The sequence below is a fragment of the Pseudomaricurvus hydrocarbonicus genome, assembly GCF_011602365.1.
Taxonomy (GTDB): domain Bacteria; phylum Pseudomonadota; class Gammaproteobacteria; order Pseudomonadales; family Cellvibrionaceae; genus Pseudomaricurvus; species Pseudomaricurvus hydrocarbonicus.
In genome coordinates this window covers 190255-207189 of record NZ_JAAONZ010000004.1, presented here as the reverse complement: position 1 = coordinate 207189, position 16935 = coordinate 190255, and the positions used below count along the sequence as shown (strand labels likewise).

Below are 16935 nucleotides of genomic sequence, written 5' to 3'. Positions count from 1 at the left end.
ATACTCGAAACGCCCGTTCTACAGGCCATCCTTTACTTAGGATGCAACCTTTCAAGCCATCAACACCTCAAGATGTACGGACCATGATATTTAAGAAGCTAGCTCTTTCAGCCCTAATCCTCGGTAGTACCCAGTTCACTTTTGCGCTTTCACCCAGCCAAGAAGAAGACAAACTGGATCGTTATTATCAAGCTTTTGAAAACCGTTCTTCTGAATTGGAAGATGTCGACAATGAATTGTTTGGATATGAGTACAAGTTAGAACGAGCTCAAAAAGACCTGCAATCCGCAGAGCAGGAACTGTCAAAGGCCCAGTCTGAGTACGCGACGGCCAAGGCCGCTTTACTAAAAGATAATTCAGAAGATAATCTTCGCAATATGAATTTGACCGAGCACGCTCTTAAGATGTCTGAGCGGGGAGTTCGCACTCGCACCAAACGCCTGGAGCGCGTTGAAAATAATATTGCTGAGCTCACCGCCAAAAAAGAGCAGTTATCCAAACAGGTAACGGAAGGTCAGAAGCGCATCACTGCTCAGGAAAAGCTTGTGCAGAAGGTAAAAGCCGATGCCTCCAGACGTTTGGCTCAGGCAGAACAGGCCAAGGCTGAAGCGCAGCGCCGCATGCTTGAAGAAAAACGTCTGGCAGAATCGAGTCGCAAGGCGGTTGAAGCCAGCCTGAACAAGCCGACGTCTCCAAGCCCAGTCAGTCAGCCAGCGGTTCAGGTGCCGACAGAATCTATCGCAGCAGCGGCGGATGAGTCGCCAGACACAATTGATCAGAGTGAGTTAAGTACGCTGGATCGGGAAGCGCTGGAATATGCCCAGAAAGAAATCGCCCGACTGGAAGATCTTTTGACTGACTCCAATCACGGCCGTCCTACTTACAAGCGTTTGACGCTCGGTGGCAACAAAGTAGAGACCGAACAGTTTGAGTTTTTGGGTAAGGACCAATACCGGGTTGATACGGTAGTCCAGAATGGGCGTCAGATTTTTCAGGTTGGTAAGCACAAGTTCCGCCGTACCATTCCCGCTTCCGATAATGGTGCAGAATACGTCTTTATCTACGACGCCAAACGCCTGTCACGTCCACGACTGGTTATGTTTAAAAAATCCCTGCTTGATGCCATCAATTAGTCTTCAGACTGTTTGAATGCGACTGCCGGATTCAGTTCCGGCAGTTTTCCCTCCTGATGAAACTCCGTTTGCCCAGCCCTTGCACCCTCACTGTCGTCACAACATTACTGCAACCCCTTGATTTATCTAATTTAATTATTGATGAAATGCAGAAGCTGCCGAGTTCGGATGAGGCCCTCGGGGCTCCTGCTACACTGAATGAATCACAGCAGGAGGCCTTATGCACTCTAGCCCAGAAGCTTCAGGAACATCCTCGGCAGCCATGAGTGAGCCGGGGGCTACGTCAAAGCCTATACTCGCTTCAGACACCAAAGCCAATATCCTCATCACCGGAGGCACGGGGTTTATTGGCCCGGAGCTGGTGCGAGCCCTACTGAGCAAGGGGTATTCCTGCTGGGTGCTGAGTCGTCAAGCCGGTGGCGGCATGAGATCAGTGGCGGGCGCGAATTACATCAGCCATCTTGAAGAGTTGCCCGAGACACTTCCCTCATTGATCGTCAACCTCGCAGGCGAAGGTATTGCCGACAAGCGCTGGAGTGCGACAAGAAAGAGGCGATTGTACCGCAGTCGTATTAATGTCACTGAAGCACTGGTCGGCTATTACCGAGAAGCGGGGCAGGCGCCTTCACGGGTAGTTTCCGGTTCTGCGGTCGGTTACTACGGATCCCACGGTGATGAAATGCTCAATGAAGAAGGGCGTTGTCACCCGGGTTTTGCTCATTCACTCTGTCGGGATTGGGAGCTGGCGGCAGAAGGCTTTCAGCAGCTTGGAGCCGTTCTTTGTTGCGCCCGAATTGGAGTTGTGATTGGCGCCGATGGGGGAATTGTCAGCCGCCTGAAAAAGCCATTTCAGATGGGGTTGGGCGGAAGGCTGGGTTCCGGAAGGCAGTGGATGAGCTGGATTCACCGCCAGGATTTGGTCGATTTACTGATTTTTTTGTTGGAGCATACCACTCTGCAGGGACCTTTTAACGCCACCTCGCCTAACCCTGTCACCAATGCTGAATTTACCCAGCTGTTTGCTGAGCAGGTTGGCCGTGCGGCAAGGCTGCCAATGCCAGAGCCGATCGTTAAGTTGTTGTTTGGTCAGATGGGGGAGGAATTGCTGCTGAGCGGCCAGCGAGTAATGCCGGAGAATATTGTCCGCAGCGGGTTTGAGTTTACCTACCCCACGTTAAATCTGGCTCTGGGGGAGGCGTTGGGCGGAGTCGCCTAGCGCACTGCGCCAGCTCGACCGGGCAAATCGGCTCCGCCTGGCCTGTGGGCGCGTTACGCCGGGAGCAGGGCATTCTTTTGTCATGATTATTTGTGGCATAATCAAAGTTTCTTATAACATCGAAACTTAACTGTGAGTGCTGGAGCGTATGGGTTTTACTGACGCGGATTGGGTGGCCATTGGTCTGACTCTTCGGTTGGCATTCACCGTGACCGTATTGTTACTGGTCATAGGAACACCTATTGCCTGGTGGCTTGCCCGCACAAATTCCTGGTTGCGCGGCCCGGTGGCTGCAGTAGTCGCTTTGCCATTGGTGCTGCCGCCGACCGTACTGGGGTTTTATTTTCTGCTGGCCATGGGGCCGCAGGGCTGGCTTGGACAATTGACCCAAATGATGGGGTTGGGAGGTTTGGCGTTTACGTTCTGGGGCTTGGTGATAGCGTCCATGGTTTACTCCTTGCCCTTTGTGGTTCAGCCGCTACAAAATGCCATGATGTCATTGGGGGATCGCCCCCTGGAAGTTGCCGCTACCCTGGGCGCAGGGCCTTGCGACCGTTTTTTCTCGGTGGTGTTGCCAATGTCCAGACCTGGATTTGTAACGGCAGCTGTTTTGGGGTTTGCCCATACCGTGGGGGAATTTGGTTTAGTGCTGATGATCGGTGGCAATATCCCCGGAGAAACCCGCCTTGTCTCTGTCCAGATTTATGATCACGTGGAAGCCCTGGAATACACTCAGGCGCATTGGCTGTCTGCCGCTATGGTCGTTTTTTCCTTCAGTGTTTTATTGGTACTGTATCGCTATCAGGGAAAGAGCTCACCGTTTAAAGTTGGCCATGGAGTTTGATAGGTGTCCGATAACTCTAGTGTTCTGGGTCGGCCTTCGATCAGTGCTCGGTTTGCATTTGCCCACGATACCGGCGAAAGCACAGACTTCTCCCTTGACGTTAATCTTCAATTGCCCGCCTCAGGTGTCACTGCGGTGTATGGTCATTCGGGCTCTGGCAAGACGACATTGTTGCGTTGTATCGCGGGTTTGCAGCGCAACATTCACCCGCAGACCAAGACTGGCTACACGGCCCATCTGGCGATTAACAACACAATATGGCAGGACGAAAAGACATTTCTGCCCACTCACAAAAGGGCTCTGGGCTATGTCTTCCAGGAGTCCGGGTTGTTTGCTCATTTGACGATAGCGAACAACATCGACTACGGCATTCGCCGGGCTGCGAAAAAACCAACGGACGCTGATTACAATCACATCCTCGCCTTGATGGGCATTCAATCCCTGATGAAACAGTTTCCTGCACAATTGTCGGGGGGCGAACGTCAACGAGTCGCTATTGCCCGATCCCTGCTGATCAGGCCTCGATTGTTGTTAATGGATGAGCCACTGTCCTCGCTGGACATCACTCGCAAGGAGGATATCCTGCCGTACCTGGAGTCCCTCAAAAGCGAACTGAACGTCCCCATTATTTATGTCACTCACTCTATGGATGAGGTGGCCAGATTGGCAGACCATCTCGTTGTCATGGAGAAGGGGCGGGTGGCTGCACAGGGGCCCCTGCGAGAAGTGCTTTCACGTTTGGATCTGCCGGTGTTATCCGCCGAAGCCGGAGTGGTCGTGGAGGCAACGGTGCTGGAACGGGATGATCGGTGGCACTTGCTGCGAGCTGAAATTGAAGGTGGGACACTATGGCTAAATGACAATGCTGAAGCCATTGGCCAGGTTGTTCGGCTTCGCATCCTGGCAAAGGATATTAGCTTGTCGAAATCCGCCAACGAAGCCACAAGCATCCTTAACCGGATACCCGTGCGGGTGACTGCGGTAACCCCTGATCTGGATGATGCCATGTCGTTGGTGCAGCTCGCGGCTGGCGATACGCTGATGTTGGCTCGGCTCACACGCCGTTCGGTGGACCAGTTGGCGCTCGCGTCAGGCGACACCTTGTGGGCTCAGATTAAATCCGTAGCTATTGTCCGGTAGCGATGACATGCGGGTTAATTCCAGACCCCGGCTAACGGGGGTTAGAGTAACGGCCAACGCTTAATGACGGTGTATTCGCTACCGGTATTTTTGAGCTCACTTTTAAATAGGGCAAAAGCACTCACCGTCACCCGGATCGTTTGAGGTTTCAAAGCAGTGGGCATGGTTATACTGGTTGGTACCTTCTTCCTGTGTCTCGCCAGGGTAATGTGCGGTATGTAGGGTCGTTGTCGGCCTGAGCACCCGGTTATCGATTTCACGGTCTCAGTGGTCCAGTTCTGCAAGGTACTCAGATCGCTGCACGCGGTACAGATCGCCGCCAGAACAGGTGAGCTGGCCCCCCCCAAATACACCAGCTTTTCAAACTGCACCGTAAAGCTTTTTAAACTCGGCCCAGCTGCAGCTGTTGCTGCGTCGAAGGCACTGGACAGACGCCGCTCCTGCGCCTGATGGATGTCGCCTAAAAAGTTCAGCGTGATGTGCCGGTTCTCTGCTTTGACCCACCTCAGGTCATTCCTGGTGGAAGCATGTTCCCCGTCTGTGACGGCGTTTGAATACTGACTCACCCACGCATTGAGCTGTTGGTTTGCCTCCGCGGTGACAGTAATGCCGAGAAAGGCGCGGTACGGGTAAGAACAAGAGGCTGCGGCAGGATTGGCCATTTTTTTATTTTTCCCCTTGAATTGCCAAAAATGGACCCTATCTCTGTACTAAGCCTGCTCAAGGAGAGGCTTATCGGTGACGCTGCGAATGCAGGTCTTTGACTGCTGCGCAAGGTTACCGGATTTGACACTGGCGTGGTGTGCTTAGTAACACACGCACTGACCAGTCAGTACTGAACAGGTCTGATCTGAGGATAGACCGCCAATCAACATATTGCTTTTTTAAAAGGGTATGATTATGCGTAATACAGATTTTTCACCACTCTACCGCACCGCCATTGGTTTTGATCGTATGGCATCTATTCTGGATAACCTAAGCCGCACCGATCAAGGGCAGGGTGGCTATCCTCCATACAACATCGAATTGATCGATGAAAATGAATATCGAATTACCATGGCTCTGGCTGGCTTTACCGAGTCAGAATTAAGCATTCAATCGGAACAAAACACTCTCACGATTACCGGTAACAAGTCAGAAGATACCTCAGGCCGTCAGTTTCTGCATCAAGGCATAGCGGCCCGTAATTTTGAGCGTCGCTTCCAGCTGGCAGATCATGTTCGGGTGCAGACAGCGAAACTCGAAAATGGACTTCTGCATGTTGAGTTGGTTCGCGAAATACCGGAAGCCATGATGCCGCGCACGATTGAAATACAAAATGCCAGCGCGGTGACCAGTACGCCGAAAGAGGCGACCCTGAATACAGTGCCGAATAAAGTCGCCTAATTCAGATTCATTTTCTCAAACTGTTCGAAAGGGTCTCATTACAGAGGCCCTTTTGTGTTTCAGGCTGCCGCGGTGTGAAATAATATCGTTTTGCTGGTGGGTTTGAAGGCTCAAAGCGCCCTCGATTGATGCTTCGCATTGCGGTGAGCGGCATGGTGAAATAGCCGGTCTGTTTCAGTTGAGTCTCACATGTATCCACGCATTTAACGTTTAGGAAGCAGTGTTAACATGACGGGTATAGCCCTTTGTCCCTTCTGTCAAAGCTCGACCCGCAAGTGCCATGAAGACAAGCGCAGGGCATATTTTTCATGCCCGACCTGTTTTGCCATACACGTGCCCGCCACTTATCACTTGACCGCGGATTCTGAAAAAGCGGAATACAATAAACATGAGAACCACGCGGAAGACGCCGGTTATCGCCAGTTTTTGTCACGCTTTTCTGAGCCGCTTTGTGAGCGAATTCCGTCCCCTTCCGTCGGATTGGATTTCGGTTGCGGCCCCGGACCGGTGCTGGCCCTGATGCTGGAAGATAAGGGGCATACCATGAGCCTTTATGATGTGTTTTATCATCCGAACCAAGCCGCTTTGCAGCAGGACTATGATTTCATCACCGCCACTGAAGTGGTGGAACATCTCTCCAACCCGGTTAACGTGCTGGATGGCTTGTGGGGTATGTTGAGGCCGGGCGGGGTCTTAGGTGTAATGACCAAACGTGTGATAGACACTCAGGCGTTCAAAACCTGGCATTATAAAAACGATCCGACCCACATTGTATTCTTCCATGAACGCACGTTGAGCTTCATCGCCGAGCGCTGGGGATGCGAAATGGAGCTGGTTGGCAGTGATGTGGTTTTTTTTAACAAGCCTAGGTGCTTGCCGTAAACAATTTTGCTCTGACGGTGGCGCGATAATCGCTTGGGGTTGTGGTAAGCAGCTTTTTGAACAAGCTGGAAAAGTGCCCCATGTCCTGGTAGCCCACTTTGTAGGCAATTTCACTCACCGACAGGTTGCTGGTTTGCAATAAATCTTTGGCCATGTCGATTCGAATTTCTTGTAAATATTGCAGGGGCGTTTTGCCGGTCGCGTTTTTAAAGCGGCGGTTAAACGTCCGCACACTCATATCAAATTTTTCTGCAACATTTTTCAAAAGTATTTCTTTTTGACAGTTATCTTGCAGCCAAATTTGCGCTTGTACAATGTCTTCGTCCGGATGATAGCGATGTTTGTCATCGTAATAGCTGGTGGACTCATAGGCTCTGCGGATTTCATGAGAAAAGTTCCGCTGTACATGCGTGGCAATTTCCTGACCATACGTTCGGTGTATGAAATGCACGGTTAAATCGGCCACGGCATTCACGCTGGCTGCGCAATAGATGTTGCCGGATTGGGTAATGAAGTACTGCCGTTTGAGTTGCACATCCGGGTAGTCACGCTGGAATTGATCGAAATAATGCCAATGCGTTGTGGCCGCCTTGCCATTAAGCAGACCAGCTTCGGCCAAAAAGCAACAACCGGTACCCACCGCAATCAAGATGGCGCCTTTTTCGTTTAATTTTTGCAGCCACCGAATGATTTCCGGGTTGCGCCGGATAATCGGACGAGGGTTCCGCCAAAGTGACGGAATGATGACCATGTCACTGTTTCCAATGTCATCCAGTGTAAGCTCGGCCTCAAGGTTAAACCCCGAGCGGGTACGGACAGACTCTTTCCGGGTGCTGGCGGTTGCAATATTCAGCCTTTTTGCGCGCCTGTCACGACCCAAAGCCGCACTTTCAGCGGCGTTCATCATTTCTATCGGTAAAGTGATACTGGTGGCCAGCATGTCCTCAACAACCAAAAAGGTCGCACCAAGGCGTTTTTTCATGATTTAGTGTGTCCAGGCAAGGGTGAGCTGCATCGTGTTTGTCTATAATTACGTAAAGTTGACTTTATTGCCATCATTTATGTCCAGTATACCGATTACCCGGCGGTTTGGCTCCCTCTAGAATGAACACCATTGAACATTAATGATAAATGCCCCCTTAAAGGATAAAAGTCATGTCCCGTTTGCCAATTATTGCTGGATTTGGTGGTTACAATGCCGCCGGACGCAGTTCTTTTCACCATGGGTTTCGTCGTATGGTGATTGAAAGCTTGGACGAGCAATCCCGCCAGGAGACTCTGGCCGGTTTGGGCGTGATGACCCAGCAAATCAAGGCTGACGAATCCGGCTTTACGACCTTGACCGGAGAGCCTGTTACTCTGGCAGAAATTGAGTCGCGCTTTGGTGAGCAAATCCTTCAGGCCACTTTAATTCGACGGATTGAGAAAAGCCACTTTGATGTCGATGCCGCTCCCTGGCAACAATCGGTTACCGTGGCCCCGAACGAGGGGAGTACCACCTTTTTGCTGTCGCGCTACCAGCTGCCCAAGGTGATCCCCAAGTCCTGGACGGTGTCTGATTACTCCGATACCCATGTCCGTGTGGACCTGGCCGACAACTGTGAAGTTAAGGTTGACTCGACCCGGCTGATGGATGTTCAGGCTGCCGGTCAATTGCCGACCGGATTTGAGCCTTCCGAGCTGTACAATTCCCGCTTTCATCCTCGTGGCCTGCAAATGACCATTGTTGGCGTGAGCGATGCGCTGCATTCCCTGGGGATTCCCTGGTCAACGGTAAAATCGGCTGTCCATCCTGATGAAATCGCGGTTTATGCCGGCAGCGTGATGAGTCAGGCCGATGAATACGGTTTCGGGGGGGTGATGCAATCCCGCCTGAAGGGGAGCCGTGTCACCGCCAAGCAGTTGCCCCTGGGGCTCAACACCATGCCCGCCGATTTCATCAATGCGTATGTCCTGGGCAGTGTGGGGACTACCGGTTCCACCACCGGCGCCTGTGCGACGTTTTTGTACAACCTGAAGCAAGGGGTCGAGGCGATTCAGTCCGGCAAAGCTCGCGTGGTCATTGCGGGCAATAGTGAGGCTCCCATTACCCAGGAAATTATTGACGGCTTTGCGGCCATGAGCGCCCTGGGGACCACCGAAGGTTTGAAAAAAGTAGAAGGCAGCGATACGCCGGATCTGCGACGCTCCAGTCGCCCATTTGGCGAAAACTGCGGTTTTACCATTGCTGAAGCCTGTCAGTTTGTGGTCCTGATGGACGACGAGCTGGTGGTTGAGCTTGGCGCACAGATACATGGCGCGGTAACGGATGTCTTCGTCAACGCCGATGGCTTCAAAAAGTCCATCTCCGCCCCTGGTCCCGGTAATTACATCACCCTCGCCAAGGCGGTTTCCTCGGCTCGTGAAGTGGTCGGGCAAGAGGGCATTCAGAAACGCAGCATGGTGCATGCTCACGGTTCCAGCACACCCGCCAACCGTCAAACTGAATCCGAACTGTTTGATCGGATTGCAGAGGTATTTGGCATTGCTGACTGGCCGGTGGCAGCGGTGAAGGCGTACGTGGGGCACTCCATTGGCCCGGCCAGTGGCGACCAATTGATGGCGGCCCTGGGGTCTTTTAAATACGGTCTTATCCCGGGGATCAAAACCATCGACAAAGTGGCGGACGATGTCCACCAGGAACGCCTGTCAATCTCCGTCAAGGATACCGAAAAGGCTGAGCTGGATGTGGCTTTCATCAATACCAAAGGGTTTGGTGGTAACAACGCTACTGGCGTGGTGTTGTCTCCGACGGTAGCTAAGAAGATGCTGACCAAGCGTCATGGGGCAGAGACGATGGCGGCCTATGAGGTCAAGCTGCAGGGCGTGATCGAGGCCGCCCAAGCTTACGATCAGGCCGCTTTGCACGGTGATTTCAATATCGTCTACAACTTTGGCATAGACATGATCGATGATAAGGCTATGGCCATTACGGACACTGGCGTCACGATTCCTGGTTTACAGCACGCGGTGACGTTCCCTGGCGAAAGTCGTTACACCGATATGATCTAATTCTTGGGCCGGTGTTGCTTTGGCCTGCCTGTCCACGGCAGTCAGGCCACTTGCGGCGGTGCGCTCGGGGACAATGCCCCGACTGAAGCGGTCACATCTGGTCAGTCATAGCCAACTGCTGTTACGATTAAGTCCTGATTGATGGAGTAAACAGGATCTCAGCATGGCCGAACCTATGGGAAGCCGGTTAAAAGCCATCCGTGAGTTTTACGGTTGGTCACAGAGGGAGCGCGCCGGCGTGCCAAACAGTGCCATTTCGGTCATTGAGCAGGGCTCCGTCAGCCCATCAGTCTCTTCTCTTGAGAAAGTCCTCAAAGGTTTTCCCCTCAGCATTGCCGATTTCTTTGCCGTCAGCACAACTCGCCAACAGGCCAAGGTCCGACACGAAGAGCTTGGCGAGGCGAAGGATTCTCTGGTTGCGCGTTTTGCGACCGACGCTGGCAGAGAGATCGTTATCCGAAGTATGCAGGCCGGCCCCGAGGACCCGCCCGTGAATCTCATGGCTCGCGGGCAGACAATGGTGCTGCTGGTAAAAGGGGAGGCCAATTATCACTCCCTGGGGGTTGAGCACCATCTAATTTGTGGCAGCAACTTAACCGTGCAGATTACGACACCATTTCGGCTTGAGCCTCTGGTCGAAGACACTCGCTGGATCGTGGTTGGCCTGTTTTAAACAATATTTCACCTATTTTAAGACTAAATTAACATTTTGAGTCATCCATTGACGCTTCCCCCGTGTAGAATCTGTTCCCAGGGGCTATCGGGGTATTGCTTGATGAAGTCGGTTATCCGGTGGCGGTACTGATGACTATCAGCTACTTTATTAAGCGCTGGGTCCATCTAATTCCTCCTGAATAGCCCTGAATCGTCAGTCACGGTTCAAACGTGTGTTTTAATTCGCTATACTCCAGCGTCTCATTGTCTCAGGTCAGAATCCTGCGGTAATGAAAGCTACTTTCATGGCAACAGTCTATTTCACGACAACAGTCATTCGCAGGATTAAGCTTCGGGTTCATCGAGAGACCGGGTTTATGACGTCGAAAGGAACTTACGAGGTCGAACATGATTTTTAAAGGTAACGCTGTTTCGGTGCAAATGCTTGAAGCAGGCATCGCAGAGCTGAATTTTGATTTACAGGGTGAGTCGGTTAATAAGTTCGACAGCACCACTGTGAGTGAGTTGGGTGAGGCCATTACGGCACTGGAGAACACCGAGGGCCTGAAAGGGGTTCTGGCAACCAGTGGTAAGGGGGTCTTTATCGTGGGCGCAGACATCAGTGAGTTTGTGCCTCTGTTTGAACTGGATCCTGCGGCGACAGGCGAGCACCTGACCAAAAACAACAGCAACCTAAACCGTCTTGAAGACCTCGGCGTTCCTGTTGTGGTCGCTATTAATGGGTTCGCACTGGGCGGTGGTCTTGAATTTTGTCTGGCCTGTGATTTCCGCATTGCCAGTGCGACCGCCAAAGTGGGGCTCCCAGAAGCCAAATTAGGCTTGATTCCTGGCTGGGGCGGCACCGTTCGTCTGCCGCGGTTGGCTGGCGCCGATGTGGCAATTGAGTGGATTGCATCCGGCAAGGATCAAAAGGCAGAAGCGGCCCTGAAGGCTGGCGTTGTCGACGGTGTTGTGGCACCGGAAGCCTTGCGTGATGCCGCTCTTAATGTGTTGCAGCAATGCATCGACGGCAAGCTGGATTACGCAACCCGCAGGGCGCAGAAAAAAGCTCCCCTGCAGTTAAACACCATTGAATCCATGATGGCTTTTGAAACCTCCAAAGCGTTTGTAGCCGCACAGGCCGGGGCGAACTATCCGGCACCGGTTATTGCGGTGAAATGCATGCAAAAAGCGGCGGGCATGGTGCGTGATGAGGCCTTGGAAGTTGAGAAAGAAGGCTTTATCAAAGTCGCTTCAACTGATGCGGCCAAAGCCCTGGTGGGGCTGTTCCTGAGCGATCAGGTCATCGCGAAAAACGCAAAAGGCTGGGAAAAGAAAGCCGATAAGAAAATTGCACAGGCAGCCGTTTTGGGGGCCGGTATTATGGGGGGCGGAATCGCTTACCAATCTGCCTTGAAAGGTACCCCCATCAAAATGAAAGACATTGCTCAAGCCGGTTTGGACCTGGGCATGTCAGAAGCCAACAAATTATTGAGCAAGCAGGTAAATCGCGGCCGCATGACCCCGGACAAGATGGGTCAGATTCTATCCGCAATCGACCCAACTCTTTCTTACGAAAGCTTTGACTCTGTCGATATGGTTGTTGAAGCCGTCGTTGAAAACCCGAAGGTGAAGCACGCGGTCCTGGCGGATGTGGAGAAGCATGTTTCTGATGATACGATCATCGCCTCCAACACCTCGACGATTTCCATTACACATCTGGCAGAGGCCATGCAGCGCCCGGAAAACTTCTGTGGTATGCACTTCTTTAACCCCGTTCACGCCATGCCTCTGGTTGAAGTGATTCGTGGTGAAAAGACGTCTGACAAAGCTGTGGCTCGCACCGTGGCTTACGCTAACGCTATGGGCAAAAAAGCCATTGTGGTTAACGACTGCCCGGGGTTTCTGGTTAACCGTGTTCTGTTCCCTTATTTTGCCGGTTTCGCGGGATTGGTCCGTGACGGCGCCGACTTTCAGAAGGTCGACAAAGTGATGGAGAAGTGGGGTTGGCCAATGGGACCCGCGTATCTGCTGGATGTCGTGGGTATCGATACCGGTTCTCACGCCGAGCACGTGATGGCTGAAGGCTTCCCCGATCGTATGGCAAAAAGCTATAAAACCGCTGCCGATGTTATGTTTGAAAACGAGCGTTACGGACAGAAAAACGGTAAAGGCTTCTACAGCTACGAAAAAGACAAGCGCGGCAAGCCCAAGAAGGTAGCGACTCAGGAAGCTTATGACCTGATTGCTCCCGTGGCTGCTGACAGCAAGGATTTCGATAACGAAGAAATTATTGCACGGATGATGATTCCTATGGCCACTGAAATGGCTCGCTGTCTGGAAGAAAACATTGTCGGCTCTGCGGCTGAAGCTGACATGGCGTTAATTTACGGTATTGGTTTCCCTCCTTTCCGTGGTGGAATTTTCCGCTGGATTGACAGTATTGGTATCGAGAAGTTTGTTGAACTGAGTGATAAGTACAAGCACTTGGGCAAACTTTACGAAGCGACTGATGCTCAGCGCGAAATGGCCGCTGCTGGCAAAAAATATTACGCTTAAGTGCGGTCCGACTAACGATTTTAGGAGATAAGACGTGAGCTTGAATTCAAGAGACGCCGTCATTGTAGATTACGCTCGCAGCGCGATGGGCCGTTCCAAAAATGGCTGTTTTCGCAATGTACGCGCTGACGACCTCAGCGCAGAAGTCATCAAAGGCTTGTTGGCCCGTAACCCGGGTATCGACCCCGCTTCCATCGACGACCTGATCTGGGGCTGTGTCATGCAGCGTGAAGAGCAGGGGATGAACCTGGCGCGCTTGGTTGGCCTTTTGGCTGGGCTGCCACACAAGGTGCCGGCTCAAACCGTGAATCGCTTATGCGGCTCCTCCATGTCTGCGATGCACACGGCGGTAGCCAATGTTATGGCTGGCCTTGGCGATGTCTACCTGGTTGGCGGCGTTGAGCACATGGGCCATCTCAACATGATGGAGGCGGTTGATATTAACCCGGGTCTTGGCATGTCTGTAGCGAAAGCTGCTGGCAGCATGGGCATGACCGCCGAAATGCTGTCGATGCTGCACGGCATTCAGCGTGAAGATATGGATGCATTCTCTGCTCGTTCTCACCGCTTGGCAGCTGCTGCTCGTGCAGCGGGTAAATTTGAGCGCGAAATCATTCCTGTCATGGGGCACGATGAAACAGGAATTCCTTTCATGGTGAGTGATGATGAAACGATTCGTCCGGAAACCACGGTTGAAGGCCTGGCTCAGCTTCGCCCTGCATTCAACCCGCAAGGCGGTACCGTCACTGCGGGGTCTTCATCACAGATTACCGATGGTGCCTCGGCGATGTTGATTATGTCTGCCGAGAAAGCTCAACAGCTGGGGTTAAAGCCGATTGCCAAGGTAACGGCGGCAACTTTGGCTGGTGTCGATCCTTCGATCATGGGTTATGGCCCGGTTCCATCCACTCAGAAAGCGTTGAAGCAACTGGGCATGGATATCAAAGACGTGGATTACGTGGAGCTGAACGAAGCTTTTGCGGCCCAGGCTCTGCCGGTGCTGAAAGACCTGAATCTGCTGGAGGATATGGAGACCAAAGTGAACCTGAACGGCGGGGCGATTGCCCTGGGTCATCCGTTTGGGTGTTCCGGTGTTCGTATCAGTGGCTCGCTGCTGACAGTCATGCAGGAAAAAGACTGGAACGTGGGTATTTCCACCATGTGCATCGGCTTGGGGCAGGGTATCACCACAGTCATCGAGCGGGTCTGATGCATGGTGTGAGGGCAGAGTGGCAGCCAGTAATATTAACGGCCAAACTCTAATCTCAAGCCAGAGCAAAACAAAAGCCGGGCACTTGTCCGGCTTTTTTGTGTCTCAGCAAAACCCCTGCGGTACATCTTTTACGGTTAAAATGGGGGCGTGCTCCAGAGGTTGATTTTGCGAGCCCGGGCTTTCTGGTAGACTGCCGCTTTTGTCGCTCCGGCGGATGATTGGCTCAGCTGTCCAGGGCCTGCTGAAATCGGGGGGCTGGGCTTGAAAGTTGCGGAGAAGGTTTTGTTAGATTGTTCGGTTGTCGACCACCCTGAGCGTGCGATTCGCGCAACATTACTCGCTGGCCACAGTGGGCTGTTTTGCATACGGTACGATTATCAACAGTATTATCTCCCGGGTGAGCCTTGCGTTGAGCTGATTGCCCTGCTTGAGCTGGATCAACAACAGGGTGTGTCTCAGGTGCTGATCGGCCCTTATACCGAAGCCGATGAGAGAAAATGCCGGAGTCTAACTTCAGCCAGTCAGATGCCCGCTCTGGCACAAAGCCTAAATTGGCCGCTGATGAATTTTCAGCATGCCATTCGACTCGAGCCTATCGCCATAGCCAAGCCCTGGGGGCAGGAGATCTGGTACACCGGTATTGAGGAGCGAGGGCAGTCACTGGTGACCGATGGTCATCACCAAATGCCCTTACCCTGGCTGCTGTCCCTGATGCCAGAGTATCTGACCGCTGGACGGTCACGGGACCTCAATCTGCTTAAAATTCTGGACCCCTTGCCTGAAGAGGTGTTCGGCGACCTGTACTTTGAATTGCACAAAGAAAAACAAGAAGTTTATGTGGTCACGCATGTTGACCGTGATGCTTGGCCGAACGGTGAGGGTGGAATAAGGATTGGTTTTGATGGGCAAAAGCGCCGTCAATTCCAGGACGATGATGCCTTCGTCAAGGCGTTTGGCCTTGCGGTTAAACAGTATGAGAAAACACGCAGACAGATTGATGAGCACCTGGATCAGCTTCGCCTCAAAGCCGGGGTCGGGTTAAACGAGCCGGTCGATGCGGCACAAACCAAGCAGTGGCTGAAAGACATCCCCGATGACCTGAAGGCCCTGGAGCGCGACCAGCGAGAGTATATGGATGGCTTCAAGGCTACCTTGCCGCTCACGGTCGGCGATGTGTTGAGGGTACCTTGTTATACCCCGCATTCCCTGTTGCATGGCGTGCGTACCATTGAATTTCAAACTCCGGTCTATGAACGCCAAATTTTGTCCTTTGCACAGAAAGTCTTGACCCAGGATCATTGGGATACCCAGGCCGCGCTGGACTGCATGTCGTTAGACGAGCACCAATTACAACCCTTAAATCGGGTCTCGGAAGGTGACGGTGTATTGATTGAAGAGGTTGTTTCGTTTTCAGATTTTGAGGTTTGGCGGATAACCCTTGCCGCAGGAGCCGGCACCGCCCTGTCACTGGACCAGTATGCCTTGATCATTGGTGTCAGCGGTGTGGTTGATGTCAACGGTGCGACTTATCACGGCGAACAAGCTTGCCTGATTGCTGCGAATTGTCGCGCCAAAACGGTTCAGAATCTGGCGGCGAGAAATTCAGTCATCCTGGTTTCATTTCCAAAATAACCGGCTTTTTCCAATCAACAGTTGTACCTGAAGCTGGCCTTTAACTTAATGTGAGAAACAATGATGGTTAGCCGTTGTTACCGTCTGCCGCTATTCCTCCGGCCTTGCCGGCTGTCGATTTTGCCTCTGCTTTGCCTGTTGCTGACACTGTTCACACGCCTGGCGTTTGCCGAGCCGATGATGTGGGAAGTACGGCCATCGGAAGGAGGTGGGAAAGCCTATCTTTTTGGTTCGATCCATTTTGGGACCTCCGAGCTGTATCCATTGCCTGAATATGTCTTGGCCGCCTTTAATGACAGTGAGGCTCTGGTGGTAGAGCTGGACATGGATCAGGTAAGCACAGCGCAAGCCAGTCAAATCCTGATTGCAAATGGACGACTCCCCAAAGGGGAAACCCTAAAAAGTCGCCTGACTCAGTCACAATGGGATGATCTGCTGGAAATAGCCCGGTATGTGGGCTTGCCAGCACCGGCATTTCAACGCTTGCGCCCCTGGATGGTGGCAGTACAGTTAACGGCGGCAAAGATTCGTCGCAGTGGTTTTAGTGAGGAGTATGGGGTCGATAAGCACATGCTGGAGCTGGCCAAGTCACAAACCCCGACCAAGCCCGTCATTGAGCTGGAGACCTTCGCTCAGCAAATGGCTTTATTTGAGGGGCTTGACGGGCCGGAAGAGGTCGCTTTTCTGCTGCAGTCAATGGATGAGTTTCATAAAACACCGGCCTCACTGATGGCAATCATCCAAGCCTGGAAACAGGGGGATGAAGCGGTTCTTGAGGAGCTGATCAGCGGAGCTTTTAATCAACCCCCCGCGGGGGAACCGATGCCTAATCAGCCGCTCGCACAAGCCACCGCTGAGGCTCCTTCTTCCGGGGCGGCCCCCAAAGCGTACGCAGCGCTCGATCCGGTCGCGCAAAACCGCCGCGCGAGTACCGATGATCTCTACCAGCGTATCTTTACAGACCGAAATATTATGATGCAAAAGCAGATTGCCGGCAGGGTCAGGGAGGGGGAGCGTTTGTTCGTGGTTGTGGGCGCCGGACACATTCTGGGGGGCGACGGCCTAAAAACACGGCTTGAGCAAGAGGGCTTCAGGGTTCGACTGCAGGGGTCATCAGAATCCGCAGGCCTGAAATAGCCCTGAGCTCCTGAAATAGCCCTGAACTAACGGGTATCCGTTAAAATTGTCTAAAAACTGCCTGCACCACCCCCTGAGTCACGAGTAA

At 52.6% G+C, this 16935-nt stretch carries 14 protein-coding genes; 12 read left to right on the top strand and 2 right to left on the bottom strand.

Annotation, left to right across the window (positions count from 1 at the left end; all coding sequences use genetic code 11):
* The first annotated feature begins 41 nt into the window (after positions 1 to 41).
* From G8770_RS07525 to modC, 4 genes are all read left to right on the top strand, one after another.
* Complete coding sequence (locus G8770_RS07525; RefSeq protein WP_167184197.1) at positions 42 to 1133, top strand: coiled-coil domain-containing protein; 1092 nt, start codon at positions 42 to 44, stop codon at positions 1131 to 1133.
* Positions 1134 to 1353: 220 nt separating this feature from the next.
* Positions 1354 to 2349 carry a TIGR01777 family oxidoreductase gene (locus G8770_RS07520; RefSeq protein WP_167184194.1) on the top strand — a complete coding sequence of 332 codons (996 nt, stop codon included), beginning with the start codon at positions 1354 to 1356 and terminating at the stop codon, positions 2347 to 2349.
* A 148-nt stretch (positions 2350 to 2497) separates the two neighbouring features.
* Positions 2498 to 3193, top strand: coding sequence for a molybdate ABC transporter permease subunit (modB, locus tag G8770_RS07515; RefSeq protein ID WP_167184191.1), 696 nt, complete (start codon positions 2498 to 2500; stop codon positions 3191 to 3193).
* A gap of 3 nt (positions 3194 to 3196) precedes the next feature.
* Positions 3197 to 4333, top strand: coding sequence for a molybdenum ABC transporter ATP-binding protein (modC, locus tag G8770_RS07510; protein ID WP_167184175.1), 1137 nt, complete (start codon positions 3197 to 3199; stop codon positions 4331 to 4333).
* A gap of 41 nt (positions 4334 to 4374) precedes the next feature.
* Here modC and thpR read toward each other — a convergent pair whose 3' ends face one another.
* A complete protein-coding gene (gene thpR, locus G8770_RS07505) occupies positions 4375 to 4995 on the bottom strand; it encodes an RNA 2',3'-cyclic phosphodiesterase (RefSeq protein ID WP_167184172.1) in 621 nt (206 codons plus the stop codon).
* A gap of 238 nt (positions 4996 to 5233) precedes the next feature.
* Here thpR and G8770_RS07500 point away from each other — a divergent pair, with 238 nt between their 5' ends.
* Both G8770_RS07500 and G8770_RS07495 read left to right on the top strand, forming a co-directional pair.
* On the top strand, positions 5234 to 5719 hold the full coding sequence (locus G8770_RS07500) for an Hsp20 family protein (RefSeq protein ID WP_167184169.1): 486 nt from the start codon (positions 5234 to 5236) through the stop codon (positions 5717 to 5719).
* A 228-nt stretch (positions 5720 to 5947) separates the two neighbouring features.
* A complete protein-coding gene (locus G8770_RS07495; RefSeq protein WP_208022110.1) occupies positions 5948 to 6601 on the top strand; it encodes a class I SAM-dependent methyltransferase in 654 nt (217 codons plus the stop codon).
* Here the strand turns inward: G8770_RS07495 and G8770_RS07490 are convergent.
* The gene (locus tag G8770_RS07490; RefSeq protein ID WP_167184166.1) at positions 6585 to 7583 is read right to left on the bottom strand and encodes a GlxA family transcriptional regulator; all 999 of its coding nucleotides are present in this window, start codon (positions 7581 to 7583) and stop codon (positions 6585 to 6587) included. The genes G8770_RS07495 and G8770_RS07490 overlap by 17 nt on opposite strands.
* A 173-nt stretch (positions 7584 to 7756) precedes the next feature.
* Between G8770_RS07490 and G8770_RS07485 the strand changes: the two genes are divergently transcribed.
* The 6 genes from G8770_RS07485 (at position 7757) to G8770_RS07460 (ending at position 16847) form a co-directional block, all read left to right on the top strand.
* A complete protein-coding gene (locus G8770_RS07485) occupies positions 7757 to 9652 on the top strand; it encodes a beta-ketoacyl synthase (protein ID WP_167184163.1) in 1896 nt (631 codons plus the stop codon).
* Positions 9653 to 9815: 163 nt separating this feature from the next.
* A complete protein-coding gene (locus tag G8770_RS07480) occupies positions 9816 to 10325 on the top strand; it encodes a helix-turn-helix domain-containing protein (protein ID WP_167184160.1) in 510 nt (169 codons plus the stop codon).
* A gap of 389 nt (positions 10326 to 10714) precedes the next feature.
* The gene (gene fadB / locus G8770_RS07475) at positions 10715 to 12865 is read left to right on the top strand and encodes a fatty acid oxidation complex subunit alpha FadB (protein WP_167184157.1); all 2151 of its coding nucleotides are present in this window, start codon (positions 10715 to 10717) and stop codon (positions 12863 to 12865) included.
* Between the two features lie 34 nt (positions 12866 to 12899).
* Positions 12900 to 14075, top strand: coding sequence for an acetyl-CoA C-acyltransferase FadA (gene fadA / locus G8770_RS07470; protein ID WP_167184154.1), 1176 nt, complete (start codon positions 12900 to 12902; stop codon positions 14073 to 14075).
* Positions 14076 to 14360: 285 nt separating this feature from the next.
* Positions 14361 to 15710: a hypothetical protein gene (locus tag G8770_RS07465; protein WP_167184151.1), complete on the top strand. Its 1350-nt coding sequence runs from the start codon at positions 14361 to 14363 to the stop codon at positions 15708 to 15710.
* A 120-nt stretch (positions 15711 to 15830) separates the two neighbouring features.
* A complete protein-coding gene (locus G8770_RS07460; RefSeq protein ID WP_167184149.1) occupies positions 15831 to 16847 on the top strand; it encodes a TraB/GumN family protein in 1017 nt (338 codons plus the stop codon).
* Positions 16848 to 16935: the final 88 nt, after the last annotated feature.